The sequence below is a fragment of the Streptomyces shenzhenensis genome, from assembly GCF_003688995.1.
In the GTDB taxonomy this organism is placed as follows: domain Bacteria; phylum Actinomycetota; class Actinomycetes; order Streptomycetales; family Streptomycetaceae; genus Streptomyces; species Streptomyces shenzhenensis_A.
Genome location: NZ_PENI01000003.1, coordinates 195,097 through 210,196, shown reverse-complemented (window position 1 = coordinate 210,196; position 15,100 = coordinate 195,097). Strand labels below are relative to the sequence as shown.

At 72.3% G+C, this 15,100-nt stretch carries 13 protein-coding genes; 4 read left to right on the top strand and 9 right to left on the bottom strand.

What is annotated here, in order from left to right; translation table 11 throughout:
• Positions 1 to 37 precede the first annotated feature (37 nt).
• Entirely contained in the window at positions 38 to 1,195 is a 1,158-nt protein-coding gene (locus CTZ28_RS06460) for a TDT family transporter (protein WP_121888272.1), read from the top strand.
• Here the strand turns inward: CTZ28_RS06460 and CTZ28_RS06455 are convergent.
• From CTZ28_RS06455 to CTZ28_RS06440, 4 genes are all read right to left on the bottom strand, one after another.
• Positions 1,107 to 1,826, bottom strand: coding sequence for a helical backbone metal receptor (locus CTZ28_RS06455; RefSeq protein WP_121888500.1), 720 nt, complete (start codon positions 1,824 to 1,826; stop codon positions 1,107 to 1,109). The two genes, CTZ28_RS06460 and CTZ28_RS06455, sit on opposite strands and share 89 nt — an antisense overlap.
• A 125-nt stretch (positions 1,827 to 1,951) precedes the next feature.
• Positions 1,952 to 2,521, bottom strand: coding sequence for a helix-turn-helix domain-containing protein (locus CTZ28_RS06450; protein ID WP_121888271.1), 570 nt, complete (start codon positions 2,519 to 2,521; stop codon positions 1,952 to 1,954).
• Between the two features lie 663 nt (positions 2,522 to 3,184).
• Positions 3,185 to 5,803, bottom strand: a complete 2,619-nt coding sequence (locus tag CTZ28_RS06445) for an ABC transporter permease/substrate binding protein (RefSeq protein ID WP_121888270.1) — start codon at positions 5,801 to 5,803, stop codon at positions 3,185 to 3,187.
• Positions 5,796 to 6,872: a quaternary amine ABC transporter ATP-binding protein gene (locus CTZ28_RS06440; RefSeq protein ID WP_121888269.1), complete on the bottom strand. Its 1,077-nt coding sequence runs from the start codon at positions 6,870 to 6,872 to the stop codon at positions 5,796 to 5,798. Before CTZ28_RS06440 ends, CTZ28_RS06445 begins: the two co-directional genes overlap by 8 nt.
• Positions 6,873 to 7,018: 146 nt before the next feature.
• Here CTZ28_RS06440 and CTZ28_RS06435 point away from each other — a divergent pair, with 146 nt between their 5' ends.
• The 3 genes from CTZ28_RS06435 to CTZ28_RS06425 all read left to right on the top strand — a co-directional run bounded on the left by CTZ28_RS06435 (position 7,019) and on the right by CTZ28_RS06425 (position 10,485).
• On the top strand, positions 7,019 to 7,948 hold the full coding sequence (locus tag CTZ28_RS06435) for a 5'-3' exonuclease (protein ID WP_259471503.1): 930 nt from the start codon (positions 7,019 to 7,021) through the stop codon (positions 7,946 to 7,948).
• Positions 7,949 to 8,102: 154 nt separating this feature from the next.
• The gene (locus tag CTZ28_RS06430) at positions 8,103 to 8,945 is read left to right on the top strand and encodes a siderophore-interacting protein (RefSeq protein WP_121888268.1); all 843 of its coding nucleotides are present in this window, start codon (positions 8,103 to 8,105) and stop codon (positions 8,943 to 8,945) included.
• Positions 8,946 to 9,531: 586 nt separating this feature from the next.
• Complete coding sequence (locus tag CTZ28_RS06425) at positions 9,532 to 10,485, top strand: RluA family pseudouridine synthase (protein WP_121888267.1); 954 nt, start codon at positions 9,532 to 9,534, stop codon at positions 10,483 to 10,485.
• Positions 10,486 to 10,495: 10 nt separating this feature from the next.
• Here the strand turns inward: CTZ28_RS06425 and CTZ28_RS06420 are convergent, their stop codons facing one another.
• From CTZ28_RS06420 to CTZ28_RS06400, 5 genes are read right to left on the bottom strand one after another with little or no spacing between them, the layout of a single operon-like run.
• Positions 10,496 to 11,944 (bottom strand): cytochrome P450, encoded by a 1,449-nt coding sequence (locus tag CTZ28_RS06420; protein WP_121888266.1) that lies wholly within the window; start codon positions 11,942 to 11,944, stop codon positions 10,496 to 10,498.
• Between the two features lie 57 nt (positions 11,945 to 12,001).
• Complete coding sequence (locus CTZ28_RS06415; RefSeq protein WP_121888265.1) at positions 12,002 to 12,622, bottom strand: GTP-binding protein; 621 nt, start codon at positions 12,620 to 12,622, stop codon at positions 12,002 to 12,004.
• Positions 12,603 to 13,019, bottom strand: a complete 417-nt coding sequence (locus CTZ28_RS06410; protein WP_121888264.1) for a DUF742 domain-containing protein — start codon at positions 13,017 to 13,019, stop codon at positions 12,603 to 12,605. Before CTZ28_RS06410 ends, CTZ28_RS06415 begins: the two co-directional genes overlap by 20 nt.
• Positions 13,016 to 13,423: a roadblock/LC7 domain-containing protein gene (locus CTZ28_RS06405; RefSeq protein WP_121888263.1), complete on the bottom strand. Its 408-nt coding sequence runs from the start codon at positions 13,421 to 13,423 to the stop codon at positions 13,016 to 13,018. The genes CTZ28_RS06410 and CTZ28_RS06405 overlap by 4 nt, the downstream gene beginning before the upstream one ends.
• The gene (locus CTZ28_RS06400) at positions 13,420 to 15,051 is read right to left on the bottom strand and encodes a sensor histidine kinase (RefSeq protein ID WP_121888262.1); all 1,632 of its coding nucleotides are present in this window, start codon (positions 15,049 to 15,051) and stop codon (positions 13,420 to 13,422) included. Before CTZ28_RS06400 ends, CTZ28_RS06405 begins: the two co-directional genes overlap by 4 nt.
• Positions 15,052 to 15,100: the final 49 nt, after the last annotated feature.

Genomic DNA, 15,100 nt, shown 5'->3' with positions numbered 1-15,100 from the left:
CCTGGTCGCGGAGTGCACCCGGCGCGACGGTGGACCCATGGTCACCGCAGCCCCGCCCCTGGTACTCCGCCGCGCCCCGCGCGTCCGCCATCTCGGCCCCCACTGGTACGCCGCCGTCATGGGCACGGCGGCGGTCGGCTCCGCGGGCGCCGTGCTCCCCCGGCACACCGGCCTGCTCCGCACCGGCTGCGCCACCGTGTGGGCCCTGTCGCTCGCGCTGCTCGTGGTCCTCCTGACCGCCCGCGCCCTGCACTGGACGTACCACCGCGACCAGGCCAGGGCCCATCTCCTCGACCCGGCGACGGCGCCCTTCTACGGCTGTCTGTCCATGGCGCTGCTGGCGGTCGGCGGCGGTGCCATGACCGTCGGACGGGACTGGCTCGGGGTGCCGGGCGCCGTGGCCCTGGACGCCGTGCTGTTCGTCGCCGGCACCGTCGTGGGGCTCGCGGCGGCGGTGGCGGTGCCGTACCTCATGGCCGTACGCCATCGGATCGAGCCCGGGCAGGCGTCCCCGGTGTGGCTGCTGCCGCTCGTCGCGCCCATGGTGTCGGCCGCGCTCGGCCCGCTGCTCGTGCCGCATCTGCCGCCGGGGCAGCCCCGGCAGACCCTGCTCCTCGCGTGTTTCGCCCTGTTCGGACTCAGCCTGCTCGCGACCCTGCTGATGCTGCCCCTCGTGTTCGCCCGGCTGATCGTCGCGGGCCCGCTCCCCCTCGCGCTCACCCCGACGCTGTTCCTGGTGCTCGGGCCGCTCGGGCAGTCCACCACCGCCGTGGGCGCGTTCGCGGACATCGCGCCGGGGGTCGTGGCGGCCCCGTACGACCGCGGCTTCGTCGTGCTCGCCGTCCTGTACGGGGTGCCGGTGATGGGTTTCGCGCTGCTGTGGCTGGCGTTCGCCGCGGCCCATGTGGGGCGGGCCCGGCGGCGCGGCATGGGGTTCACGATGACCTGGTGGGGGTTCACCTTCCCGGTGGGCACCTGTGTCACCGGTGCCGCGGCGCTGGCCCGGCACACCGGGCTTGCCGCCTACGACTGGCTGACGGTCGGCCTGTACGGGATGCTGGTCGCCGCCTGGGCGGCCGCCGCCGTGGGCACGGTACGCGGGCTGGTCAGCGGTGAACTGCTCGCAGCGCCGCGGACAGCACCCGCGGCGCCTCGGCCAGTGACGGGCCGTACCACGTCAGATGCCGTCCGCTGACCAGGGCACAGGGCAGCCCCGGGAAGGCCTCGGGGCCGTCGTCGGCGGTGAAGCGGTACGGCTCGTCGGGCAGGACGACGAGGCCGGGTGCGGCGGCCCGCAGCTCGTCCAGCGGGATCCGCGGATAGCGGTCGGCGTGCCCGGCATGGATGTTGTCCACGCCCAGGCGGGCGAGCACGTCGCCCGCGAAGGTGTCCCGGCCGAGCACCATCCAGGGCCGTCGCCAGACCGGCACGACGGCCTTCGCGCGGAGGGCGGGCACCGGCGGCGCCGACCAGGCGTCCTCGGCCTCGTCCAGCCATCGCGGCCGGATCGTGGCACCGCACGCGGTCAGCACCCGGGCCAGTTCCCGGAAGGCCTGCGGCACGCTGCGCACCTCGGTGACCAGCACCGTGAGGCCCGCGGCGCGCAGGGCGTCCAGGTCGGGGGCGCGGTTCTCCTCCTCGTTGGCGATCACCAGGTCGGGGGCGAGCGCGACGATCCGGTCCACGCTCGGGTTCTTGGTGCCGCCGACGCGGGTGACGGGGAGGTCCGCCGGGTGCGTGCACCAGTCGGTGGCACCGGCCAGGGCGCCGGGGACGGTCTCGGCGACCGCCTCGGTGAGGGACGGGACGAGGGAGACGACGCGCATCATGCGCTCCGCGGGAAGGGCGCGCCCGGAGAGGACGCGGGGAACCGCGCCACCCGCCACGACGCTGCCGCAGCCGGCAGCGGGCGCGTCAGGTGCCGGACCCCGGCCGAGGTCACGCGCACCGCTCAGCGGGGCCGGTCGTGGACGGCCTCGATGTGCTCGGCCACCGCGACGACGATCACCCGGGTGTCGGGCACCGTGGCACGCCAGCGGTGGCGCACCCCGCCCGTCAGGTAGAGGGTGTCGCCGCGGCCCAGGCGGTAGGCGCGGCCCTCGGCCTCGATCTCCACCGCGCCGTCGGCGACGTACAGCAACTCGTCGTTGCGGTGCTGGAATTCGCGGCCCGCGTCGTGGTCGCCGGTGAACTCCGAGGCGTGCAACTGGTGGTGGCCGCGGACCAACGAGCGCACCCGGGGGGTGAAGTCCGCATCGACGATCTCGCCGCGCACGACGTCGACGCTGCACGCCGGGTCGGCGGCGGCGAGGAGTTCGACGGCCGTGGTGCGCAGTGCGTCGGCCACCTTCTCCAGGGAACCGGTGCTGGGGCGTGCCCGGTCGTTCTCGACCTGGCTCAGGAAGGGCACCGACAGGCCGCTGCGCTCCGCCACGACGGCGAGGGTCAGCTCCAACGCACGGCGCCGCCTCCGGACGGCCGCACCCACTCGGACGGGCTGTTGTTCCTTGTGGTCGCCCATCGCTCCGGCTCCCTCCTCCGCTCGTCGTGCCGCTGCCTCGGGGCCCGACGTCGGGCCCCCTTGCCCTGATGGGTTCTCTGCACCCTACGCATGTTCGGCAAACCGTTTCATGCGGCTGTCACATCCACGTCACGTCGGGTAAGCACGACCCTCACGGTTCGCGCCAGTGGGCGGCGGTCCGCCGGCCGGTCCGGCCGACCGCGGGACGGTGGGCCCATGGCGACCAGCTCCCGGGGTCGTGACGCGACCGCTGACCCGAGATCAGCAGGGAATCGCGTCCTTCTTCTTCAATGCGCCGGCGGCCTCCGGTGTTCCCGGTCCGTGCCCCGGATCCGCAGGGCGCGGTGGAGCCGCTGGTCAGGGCGGGTGTGGCGGGTGGTGAAACGGTGCGGTCCCGGCCCCGTGGACAACCGGCCGGAGGACCGGCGACGCCGCGGTCCGTGGTGGGCACGGTCGGGGCCCGGCCGACGGTTCGCGCAGGCTCGGACAGGGCCATCGCGCTCTGTGGTTGGCCGGATCCTTCTCGTGGGCGGCGGCACCCCGCCGGCGCCGGCACCGAGGAACAGAGGGCAGCGGAAGCGGGAGGAGCACAACGGGTGGAGCGGGGGCCACGCCGTGCGACGCGACCACCGCTCCACCCGTCCGCGGACCTCGATACGGTGCTCAGGACACCGGTGCCAGCTTGTCCTCCAGACCCGGCTGGGCGTCCAGCCACTGCCGTGCGGACGCCTTCTCGTTCCCGGCGCCGCCCTTCTGGATCGCGACCTCCAGGGAGGCGAGCTGTTCCTCGGTCAGCTTGAAGTTCTTCAGCCAGCCGGAGAACTCCGGGAAGTCCTGGCTGAAGGTCTTCTTGCCCACCATGTGGATCCGCTCGCCCTTGCCCCAGGCGCCCTCGGGGTCCTGGAGCTTCTTCAGGTCGTACTTCCCGTACGCCCAGTGCGGCGACCACAACGTCACCACCACCGGCTCACGCTTCTTGATCGACCGATCCAGCTCCGCCAGCATCGACGACGTACTCGACGACACCACCTTGTACTCACCCTCCAGCCCATAGGCCTTCAGGACCTTGCTGTTCAACGTCCCCATCATCCCGGCACTCGCCTCAATGCCGATGATCTTCCCGCCGAACCTCTTCCCCTGACCCTTCAGATCGGCCAGCGAATCGATCCCCTTCACATACGACGGAACCGTCAACTCCAACGACGTCGGCCCGTACCAAGACCCCAGATCCTCCAACTGCGAGCCGTACTTGTCCATGTACGCCTTGTGCGTCGTCGGCAGCCATGAGTCCAGCTGGACGTCCATCTGCCCCTGGGCGAGGGAACTGTAGAGCGGGCCCGGGTCGAGCTGCTTGAGGGTCGGCTTGTAGCCGCGGTCCTCCAGGATGTTCTGCCACAGGTAGGTGCTGGCGATGGCCTCGTCCCACGGGAAGTAGCCCATGTCGACGGTCTTGCCCGCGTCCTTGCCCTGCTTCCCGGCGCCGCTTCCGGGTACCGGGGCGAGCCGGTCGACGAGGCCGGGGTTCTTCTTCAGCCAGCTGCGCACGCCGTCCTGCTCATGGCCCTGGCCGGCCTCCCGAATGGCGTTCTCCAGCCCGGTCAGCTGCTTCTCGGTGAGCTTGAAGTCCTTCAGCCACTGCGCGGCGACCGGGTCGTCGGCGCTGAAGCCCTTGCGCGCGACGGTGTGGATCTGCTCGCCCTCGCCCCAGGCGCCCTCGGGGTCCTGGAGCTTCTTCAGGTCGTACTTCCCGTACGCCCAGTGCGGCGACCACAACGTCACCACCACCGGCTCACGCTTCTTGATCGACCGATCCAGCTCCGCCAGCATCGACGACGTACTCGACGACACCACCTTGTACTCACCCTCCAGCCCATAAGCCTTCAGGACCTTGCTGTTCAACGTCCCCATCATCCCGGCACTCGCCTCAATGCCGATGATCTTCCCGCCGAACCTCTTCCCCTGACCCTTCAGATCGGCCAGCGAATCGATCCCCTTCACATACGACGGAACCGTCAACTCCAACGACGTCGGCCCGTACCAAGACCCCAGATCCTCCAACTGCGAACCGTACTTGTCCCAGTACGCCTTGTGCGTCGTCGGCAGCCAGGCATCGGTCTGGAAGTCGAGGTCACCGCGGGCCACACCGGAGTAGAGCGGGCCGGGGTCGAGCTGCTTGACGTCGGTCTCGTAACCGCGCTGCTCCAGCAGTTCCTTCCACAGATACGTGGTGGCGGTGCCCTCGTCCCAGGGGATGTAGCCGATGCTGATCCGCTTGCCCTTGCCGACGTCCGTGCTCGAACCGGCCTCGGCGTCGCCGGAGCCGGCCAGGTTCAGGCCGCCCGCGACCAGGGCGAGCACGACGACGCCGACCACCGCGACCGCGCCGGCCGGCCGGTAGTGGGCGAACCGCGCGCGTCCCACCAGTGCCGAGACCTTGGCCGCCGCGCGCCGGCCCAGCGGGGACACCCGCTCGCCCAGGGCGCCGGTCATCCGGTCGAGGTACATCGCGAGGATGACCACCGCCACCCCGCTCTCCGCGGCGAGACCCACCTTGAGCTGGGTGATCGCGGAGTAGACCTGCTCACCGAGGCCGCCCGCGCCGGCCATGCCGCCGATGACCACCATCGACAGGGCCAGCATGATGACCTGGTTGACGCCGGCCATGATGGTCGGCAGGGCCAGCGGCAACTGCACGCGCAGCAGGATGTCGCGCGGGGTGGTGCCGAACGCCTCGGCGGCCTCCACGAGTTCACCGTCGACCTGGCGGATGCCGAGTTCGGTCATGCGGACGCCCGGCGGCATCGCGAAGATGATCGTCGCCAGCAGACCCGGGGTCGTGCCGACGCCGAAGAACATCACGCCGGGGATGAGGTAGATGAACGCCGGCATGGTCTGCATGACGTCCAGCACCGGCCGCAGCTGGGCGCTGACGCGCCTGCTGCGCGCGGCCCAGACGCCGAGCGGAAGGGCGAGCACGACGGTGATGACCGCGGCCACCAGCACCAGGGACAGGGTGTCCATGGCGTCGTCCCACAGCCCGAGCGAGTCGATGAGCGCGAGCCCCGCGAAGGCGAGGACGCCGGGCAGCAGGCCGCGCAGCCAGGCGGCGATCACGGCGAGGATGCCGGCCAGCAGCAGCGGTTCGCCGCCGCCGAGGACGCTCTCGACGCCGCTGTACATGCCGTCGAGCACCGCGTTGACGATGTCGAAGACCCAGGTCAGATGGGACTGCACCCAGTCGACCGCGGTCTCCACCCAGTCGCCGAAATGGATCCTAGGCACCGGCGGCCACCTTCCCGCCGCGCGGACGGCAGGGCGTGGGATCACCCTGCTCGTCGCCGAGGAAACCGACGAGGCGGTGCCGCGGGACGACCCCGACGAGGGTGTCGTCACGGTCGACGACGGCGACCGGATGGGCCACACGGGCGCTGATCGCGCACAGCTCCGTGAACGGCGTGTGCGGCGTGGCGGTCTCGCAGTCGCAGTCGGCCTCGTCGCCGCGGACCTCGGTGTCCATGACGGCCGCCGCGGTGAGGACGCGGGACCGGTCGACGTCCTTGGTGAACGAGGCGACGTAGTCGTCGGCGGGGTGGACGAGGATCTCCTGCGCGGTGCCGACCTGGACGATCCGGCCGTCGCGCATCATGGCGATCCGGTCGCCGAGCCGCATCGCCTCGTTGAGGTCATGGGTGATGAAGACGATCGTCTTCTTCAGGCTCTTCTGCAGTTCCAGCAGCTGGTCCTGCATGTCGCGGCGGATCAGCGGGTCGAGCGCGCTGAACGACTCGTCCATGAGCAGCAGGTCGGCGTCCGTGGCGAGGGCGCGGGCCAGCCCGACGCGCTGCTGCATGCCGCCGGACAGCTCGTCGGGCCAGGACTTCTCCCAGCCGGCCAGGCCGCACAGAGCGAGCGCCTCGTCGGCGCGGCGATCGCGCTCGGCGCGGGGCACGCCCTGCACGTACAGGCCGTAGGCGGCGTTGTCGCGGACGCTGCGGTGCGGGAACAGCGCGAAGTGCTGGAAGACCATGCTGATCTTGCGCGAGCGCAGCTCGCGCAGTGCGGGGTCGGGCAGCGAGGTCAGGTCCTGTCCGTCGAACCTGACGTGGCCCGCCGTGGGCTCCGACAGGCCGTTGAGCATGCGCAACAGGGTGGACTTACCGGATCCGGACAGTCCCATCACGACGAAGATCTCGCCGGGCTCCACCTGGAAGGAGGCGTCGATGACGGCGGCGGTGGTGCCGCCGGCACGCAGTTCCTCCCGTCCGGCGCCCTGCCGGAGTCGCTCCACTGCGTCGTCGGGTCGTCTTCCGAACACCTTGTAGAGATGTTCGGTCTCAAGCCTGGGTGACACGCGTACCTCTCGTCTCGGGGCAGGGGGCAAAGGCCGCGCCTGCCCCGATCCGGGACAGGCAAACACCTGAGTGATCCAGGTCACATGGCACACGCACGGGGCCGCCGCCGCTGGTCACGGGGTCGGTGTCAGTGCCGTACGGCATGATGCGAGGCGTGACCGGACGACTGATGCTCCTCGACACCGCCTCGCTGTACTTCCGCGCCTACTTCGGCGTACCGGACTCGGTGAAGGCTCCGGACGGCACGCCGGTGAACGCCGTGCGCGGGCTGCTGGACTTCATCGACCGGCTGGTGAAGGACCACCGGCCCGACCGGCTGGTGGCCTGCATGGACGCCGACTGGCGGCCCAAGTGGCGGGTCGAACTCATCCCCACGTACAAGGCCCACCGGGTCGCCGAGGAGCATGCGCAGGGCCCGGACGCGGAGGAGGTGCCGGACACGCTCTCCCCGCAGGTGCCGGTCATCGAGGAGGTGCTGGACGCGCTCGGCATCGCCCGGGTGGGCGTCGCACGGTACGAGGCGGACGACGTGATCGGCACATTCACCGCGCGCGCCGAGGGCCCGGTCGACATCGTCACCGGCGACCGCGACCTGTACCAGCTGGTGGACGACGCGCGAGGGGTGCGGGTGCTGTACCCGCTCAAGGGCGTGGGCACGCTCCAGCTCACGGACGAGGCCGTGCTGCGCGAGAAGTACGGCGTCGACGGCCGGGGCTACGCGGATCTGGCGCTGCTGCGCGGCGACCCGAGCGACGGGCTGCCCGGGGTGCCCGGCATCGGCGAGAAGACGGCGGCGAAGCTGCTCGCCGAGTTCGGCGACCTGGCCGGGATCATGGCGGCGGTCGACGACCCGAAGGCCCGGCTGACCCCGTCGCAGCGCAAGCGCCTGGACGAGGCCCGGCCGTATGTCGCGGTCGCCCCGAAGGTCGTCCGGGTCGCCGCCGACGTACCGCTGCCGGACGTCGACACGGCGCTGCCGCGCGCTCCGCGCGACCCGGCGGGTCTGGACGCGCTGGCGGTGCGCTGGGGGCTGGGCGGGTCGCTGCAACGGCTTCTCGCCACGCTCACCGCGTGAGCAGCGCTCCTGCCGGGGTTCCGGTGTCCCGGTCGGTGTTCCTGTCCGTGTTCCGGTACGTAGTTCTGTCCATGGTTCTGCCGGGTGTTTCTGTCGGCCGTAAGGGCGTGGTGCTAACTTAGGTAAACCTAAGAACGTGAACATGGAGGCCGCCATGGCAGAACGTCCGGCACGGAAGCCGCGGAAGCCCCACTCCGCGCAGGTCGTCCGCACCGAACGGCTGACCCCGCATATGCAGCGGGTCGTGCTCGGCGGTGCGGGGCTGGCCGACTTCGCGGCGGACACCTGCACCGACCACTATGTGAAGCTGCTCTTCCCGGCGGGGGGCGCGACCTATCCGGAGCCCTTCGACATGGAGCGGATCCGTGCGGAGTTCCCGCGCGAGCAGTGGCCGGTGACCCGGACCTACACGGTGCGCGGCTGGGACGCCGAGCACCGCGAGCTGACCCTGGACTTCGTGGTGCACGGCGACGAGGGCCTGGCCGGTCCGTGGGCGCTGCGTGTACGGCCCGGCGAGACTGTGTGGTTCATGGGCCCCGGCGGCGCCTACGCGCCCGACACCCGGGCCGACTGGCATCTGCTGGCCGGCGACGAGAGCGCGCTGCCCGCGATCGCCCGCGCCCTGGAGACGCTGCCTCCCGGCGCCCGGGCCCATGCCTTCGTCGAGGTGTCCGGGCCGGAGGAGGAGCAGAAGATCGACTCCGACGTGCCGGTCGTCTGGCTGCACCGCGGGGACCGGCCGGTCGGCGACGCGCTGGTCGAGGCCGTGCGGGCGCTGGAGTTCCCGGCGGGCCGGGTGCACGCGTTCGTGCACGGCGAGGCGGGCTTCGTGAAGGAGCTGCGCCGGCTGCTGCGGGTCGAGTACGCGATCCCCCGCGAGGATCTGTCGATCTCCGGCTACTGGCGGCTGGGCCACGACGAGGACGGCTGGCAGGCCTCCAAGCGCGACTGGAACGCCCGCATCGAGGTGGAACAGGAGAACGCCACCGCCGCGTAGGTCTGCCGACACCGGAAGGGGGCGGCGCACCGCCCCCGCTCCACCACCGCGGCGACGACTCCGGCCATGCCCGGCGAGCGTGACGACCGGCCCAGCCGAGAGCGCCCGCAGCCCTCCCCCGACCACCGACGCCACGACGACGCCGGCCGGTCGGCGCCGCCCGACAACCACCACAGCACCGCCGACTCACCGCGATGGCATCCCCCACCGGCGACCGGCGACCGGCGAGCGTGACGACCGGCCCAGCCGAGAGCGCCCGCAGCCCTCCCCCGACCACCGACGCCACGACGACGCCGGCCGGCGCCGCCCGACAACCACCACAGCACCGCCGGCACACCGCGATGGCATCCCCCCACCGCCGTACCGGCCCTTGTCCGGCGGACCGGCGAGCGTGACGGCCGGCGCCGCTCAGTGCGCCGGCCTTTCGCCGCCGACGGAACGACACCCGGCACACCGCACCGGCATCGGCAACCGCCGGCACGCCGCGATGGCTCATCCCTCCGTCGCCCGGCCGAGGCCGCCTGACCGGCATCCGGCGCCGGGGCCGACCGGCGCGCTCGGGCAGCTCCCCGTACGCTGAGCCGTGATGAGACGCAAGACCCGCATCCCGCCCGCTCCCCTCCCCCAGCGCGACGGCGTGGACGCCGTGCGGGTGCGGCTGCCCGCCGAGGGGCCCTGGGACACGGTGCGCGCGCACCTCGTGGCGCGGCTGTCCGGGGCGCCGCCCGGCACGGTCGACGGGATGCTGGCGGCGGGCCGGATCGTCGGGGCCGACGGGCGGGCGGTCACGCCCGACGATCCGTACGTGCCCGGCCTGTACGTCTGGTTCCACCGGGAACTGCCCGCCGAGGTGCCCGTGCCGTTCCCGCTGGAGGTCGTGTACCGCGACGCGCACCTGGTCGTCGCCGACAAGCCGCACTTCCTCGCCACCACCCCGCGCGGCGGCCACATCGCGCAGACGGCGCTGACGCGGCTGCGCCGGGAGCTGGGCATCCCCACGCTGTCCCCGGCGCACCGGCTGGACCGGCTGACGGCGGGACTGGTGCTGTTCACGGTGCGGCCCGAGGAGCGCGGCGCCTACCAGTCGCTGTTCCGCGACCGGCTGGTGCGCAAGGAGTACGAGGCCGTCGCCCGTCACGATCCCTCGCTCGCGCTGCCCCGGACGGTGCGCAGCCGGATCCTGAAGGAGCGCGGGGTGCCGGCCGCGCGGCAGGTCGCGGGCGAGCCGAACGCGGTGACCCGGGTCGAACTGGCCGAACACCGCGAACGGGACGGGCTGGCCCGCTACCGGCTGACCCCGCACACCGGGCAGACGCATCAGCTGCGGGTGCACCTGAACGCCCTGGGCGTGCCGATCCTCGGCGACCCGCTGTATCCGGTGGTGACCGGTCCCCGGCCGGCCGACGATTTCCGGAGACCGCTGCAACTGCTCGCACGGCGGCTGGAGTTCACCGATCCGGTGACCGGGACGGAGCACCGGTTCCGCAGCGGGCGGACGCTCACGGCCTGGTCCGCGTACCCGGAGTGGGCCGGACGCTGACCGGGGCCGGTCAGTGACCGCGCCACCAGCGGCGCAGCCGCTGCCAGGAGCCGCGCAGACGCGACGGCTCAGGCACCGCCGCCGGCCGCGGATCCACCACGCCGGGCCCGACGGCCGGGGCAGGGACCGGGGCCGGCTGCGGCGGGACGGGCAGGTGACCGGGCAGGGGCGTCACGTCCTGCTGCGGCTTGGGTTCGAAACGCACCGGCAGGCTCACCAGATGGCGTGAGGCGATCGATTCCCGCCACGCCAACTCGCTCTCCTCGCAGTCCAGTTGCACATCGGGCAGCCGCATCAGCAGCGCGTCGACGCCGACGTCGGCGATGGCCCGGCCGATGTCCTGCCCCGGGCACTCGTGCGGGCCGCCGCCGAAGGCCAGGTGCGAGCGGTTGCCCTGCATGCCGGCTGTCAGGTCGGGGCGCACCCGGGGGTCGATGTTCCCCGGGGCGGGCGCGAACAGCAGCCCGTCGCCCCGCCGGATGCGCTGCCCGCCCAGCTCCGTGTCCTGCTTGGCGTAGTAGGCGAAGACCGTGCTGAACGGCGGCTCGTCCCACAGGGACTGCTCGACCGCCTCAGGCACCGTCATCTGGCCGCCGTTGAGCTGGGCGCGGAAGCCCGGCTCGGTGAGCACCATGCGCAGCGCGTTGCCGAGGAGGTTGGCGGTGGTCTCGTAGGCGGCGAAGAGCACCAGGCGCAGGTGCTCGCGCACCTCGTCGTCGGACAGCCGCGCCGGGTGGGCGATGAGCCGGCTGGCGAAGTCCTCCTCCGGCCGGGCGCGGCGGCGGGCGGTGAGCCGGCTCAGCGCGTCCAGCACGTACTGGTGGCTGGCGTTCGCGGTCTCGGACCCCTTGAGCGCGTCACGGGCGGCCTGCACCATGCGCTCGTTGTACTCCTCGGGCATGCCGAGGAGCTCGCACATCACCGCCATCGGCAGCGGTTCGGCGAACCGGGTGACGAGGTCGGCCCGGCCCGCCTCGCAGAACTCGTTCACCAGACGCTGGGTGTAGCGGCCGATGTGGCGGCGGATGCCGCGGTGGTCGATGGTCGCCATGGCGCCGGTGACCGCCGCCCGCAGCCGCTGATGCTCCGCGCCCTCGGCGTGGGAGCAGATCGGCTGCCACGCGATGTGCGGCATCAGCGGATGGCCGGGCTCGACCATGCCCTCGAGGAGCGGGGTCCAGACGCGGCTGTCCCGGGTGAACTGCGAGGGGGTGCGCACCAGGTGCAGGTTCTCGGCGTGTCCGAGGACCACCCACATCGGTACGTCGTCGTGGAGCAGCACGGGCGCCACGGGGCCGTGTTCCTCCCGCAGGCGCTCGTACAGCCCGCCCAGGTCCGCCGCGTCGGGGCCGTACAGCCGGTGCAGCCCGCCGGGCCCCGGGGTGTGTGCCGGGCAGCCGGGCGGCGGGCCGAGCGCGGGATCGTCGGTACCGGCCGGGGAGTGGGGTTCAGGCGTCACAGTGGTCGCTCCGAAACTGAAGTGGTTCCGAGGTGCAGGGGCTGGGGCGGTGCGAGGTCAGGTGAGCGCATCGGTCATGGCGAGCGAGTGCAGGAAGCGCATCAGGGTCATCAGCACGTCACGGCTGGCGGCCCGGCGGCGGACGTCGCACTCGACGAGGGGGATCTCCGGGGCCAGGTCGAGCGCGGCGCGCAGTTCCTCGACGGGGTGACGGGGGGCGTCCGGGAAGGAGTTGACGGCGACGACGAACGGGACGCCGCGCTCCTCCAGCCGTCCCATGACGTCGAAGCTGACCTCCAGGCGCCGGGTGTCGACCAGGACGACCGCGCCGAGCGCCCCTTCGAACAGCCCGTTCCACAGGAACCAGAAGCGTTCCTGGCCGGGGGTGCCGAAGAGGTAGAGCACCAGCTTCTCGGTGATGCTGATCCGGCCGAAGTCCATCGCCACGGTGGTGGCCGTCTTCGAGTCGGAGCCGTAGTCGTCGTCGACCCCGACGCCGGCCTGCGTCATGGTCTCCTCGGTGGTCAGCGGTCTGATCTCGCTGACCGAGCCGACCATGGTCGTCTTGCCGACCCCGAAACCGCCCACGATGACGATCTTCACCGCGGCCTGGGCGGTCTGCGGGAGATGGTCCTCGGTGCGCGGGCCGGGGACGGGGTCAGAGCCTTTGAAGTCCATGCATCACCGCTTCGAGGAGCGAACGGTCAGGGAGCGCCTGGCGGACGATCGGGGCGCGTGCCTGCACCAGTCCGGCCGTGATCAGTTCGGTGATCAGTACGGTCAGCGCGCTGAACGGCAGGCTGAGATAGGCCGTGAGCTCGGCCACCGACAGGGGGGCGGTGCACAGCCGGAGCAGTGCGGCCTGCTCCGGTGGGAGGGACGGCGGCGGGTCGGAGCGCGCCACGATCAGGGTCACCAGATCGAGCTCGGCGCGCGGGCCGTCGGCGGCGCCGGTGATCACGTACAGCCGCTCGGGGTTCTTGGACCGGCCCGTGTTCTCGCCGTCGGCGGCGGCCGATTCGGGGGGTGGCGGCTGCTGCCCGGGCTGGTCCCGTCTGCGCTGCGGAGGAGTCATACGGTCTGCCCGTTCCGCCGGGGCGGACTGGTCAGGTGGGCACCGATCCGGAGGACGAGGTCGCGCATGCGGTTGCTCATCCGGCCGGGTTCGCACACCACGTCGGCGAGGACGGCGAGGTAGGCGTTGGCCCCCGCCGCCATGAGGTAGAAGTAGCCGCCGTCGATCTCGATGACGACCAGTTTCATGTCGCCGTCGCTGCCCGGCAGTTCCTGGGCCACGGCGCCCGCCAGGCTCTGCACGCCCGCGCAGGCCGCGGCGAGCCGGTCGGCGGAGTCGGGGTCGCCGCCGTAGCGGGCGATGCGCAGCCCGTCGGCGGAGAGCACCACGATCATCTCGATGCCCGGTACGCCGTCGGCGAGTTCCTTGAGCATCCAGTCGAAGTTGGCTCGCTGCTGGATCACTTGAGGTCCCCCTCGTCGTCGGCCTCGCTGTGGGCCGGTTCGTCGATCAGATGCAGGTACGCGGTCGGGTTGCGCGTGAAGTCGGTGGGGTGGACGCCCTCGTTGTCCTTCTTCAGGCCCGCCCAGAAGTCCTCCACCCACAGGCCGGGTTCACGGTCCTTGTGCTGCCGCCGCTCGGCGTCGGGCCCGGGTGCCGGCTCGGGCCGGGACCAGACGGTCGGCCTGCCCTCGCGCTCGGCCCGTTCGACGGCGGCCTGCTCGGCGATCCGCCGGCTGAGCGGGATCTTCATCTTGCTGCGGCGCTGCGGCAGGCCGTTCGCCGTCCACTCGGTGACCTCGGGGACGTCGTCCGCCATCGAGATCCCGGCGGGGATGCGCGGGCTGGTGGGGCAGCGCTTCTTCGGGGGCCGCTCGGGGCCCTTCAGGGCGCCGAGTTCGGCCTTGGGCACCGCGGTGGCGCCGATGCCGTGGGCGAGTCCGGGCGCGGGCTCGGTGGTCAGCATGCTGTTGGGCACCATGAGGACGGCCCGGACCCCGCCGTACGCCGAGGCGCGCAGCGAGACCTGCATGTCGTACGTCGAGCAGAGCCGGCCGACGACGGCGAGGCCCAGGCGCGGGCTCTCGCCGAGGTCCTCCAGGTCGACGCCGGCCTTGGCCCGCTCCAGCATGGCCTCGACCCGCGCGCGGGCCTCCTCGCTGAGGCTGACGCCGCCGTCCTCGATCTCGATGGCGACTCCGGTCTGCACCTCCACGGCGGTCACATGCACCTTGGTGTTCGGCGGCGAGTAGCGGGTGGCGTTGTCGAGGAGTTCGGCGGCGGCGTGGATGACCGGCTCGACGGAGGTGCCCTTGATGTTGACCTTGGCGATGGAGGCCAGTTCGATGCGCCGGTACTCCAGGATCCGGGACATGGCGCCGCGCAGCACGCTGTAGAGGGCGACGGGGTTGGGCCACTGGCGGCCGGGGCGGCCGCCGCCGAGCACGGAGATCGAGTCGGCGAGCCGGCCGATCAGCGCGGTGCCGTGGTCGATGCGCAGCAGGTCGTCGAAGACCTCGGGGTTGCGGCCGTGGTCCTCCTCCATCTCCCGCAGCTCCTTGGCCTGTTGGTGCACGATGGCCTGGACGCGCTGGGCGATGTTGACGAAGGAGCGCTGCGCGGCGTCGCGCATGGACTCCTCCGCGTCCACCACCGTGAGCACGGTGCGCAGCAGCTCGCGCTGCGCGTCGGGGAGGTGACGGAGTCCGGGGTCGGTGTCGAGGACGGCGCGGATCACCTCTTGGGGGGATTCGCCGTGCCGCAGCCGGTACAGCGCTGCCGGGACGATCTCCTGGGTGAGCCGGACGATCTCCTCGTCGTGGGCGGCGATGCGCCGCTCCAAGGACGCGATGTGACGGGCGTGTTCGGCCCGCAGGGCGCCGAGGTCGCGGCCGCGCCGTACGGCTGCCGCCGCCGTCGCGGTGACCAGCACGGTGGCGACGGCTCCGCACCAGCCGACGGCGGTCCGGGCCGGTCCCGTCACCAGGGCGACGGCGGCTCCGGTCGCCGCGGCCATCAGCACGGCCGGCAGCAACAGTGCGCGCGCATAGGGACGTTCACGGCCGCCGGGAGGCGATTGCACACTCACCATGTATGCCCTCTGAGAAGTCGGCTGGGTGTCTGGGGCTTGCGAGGGAACG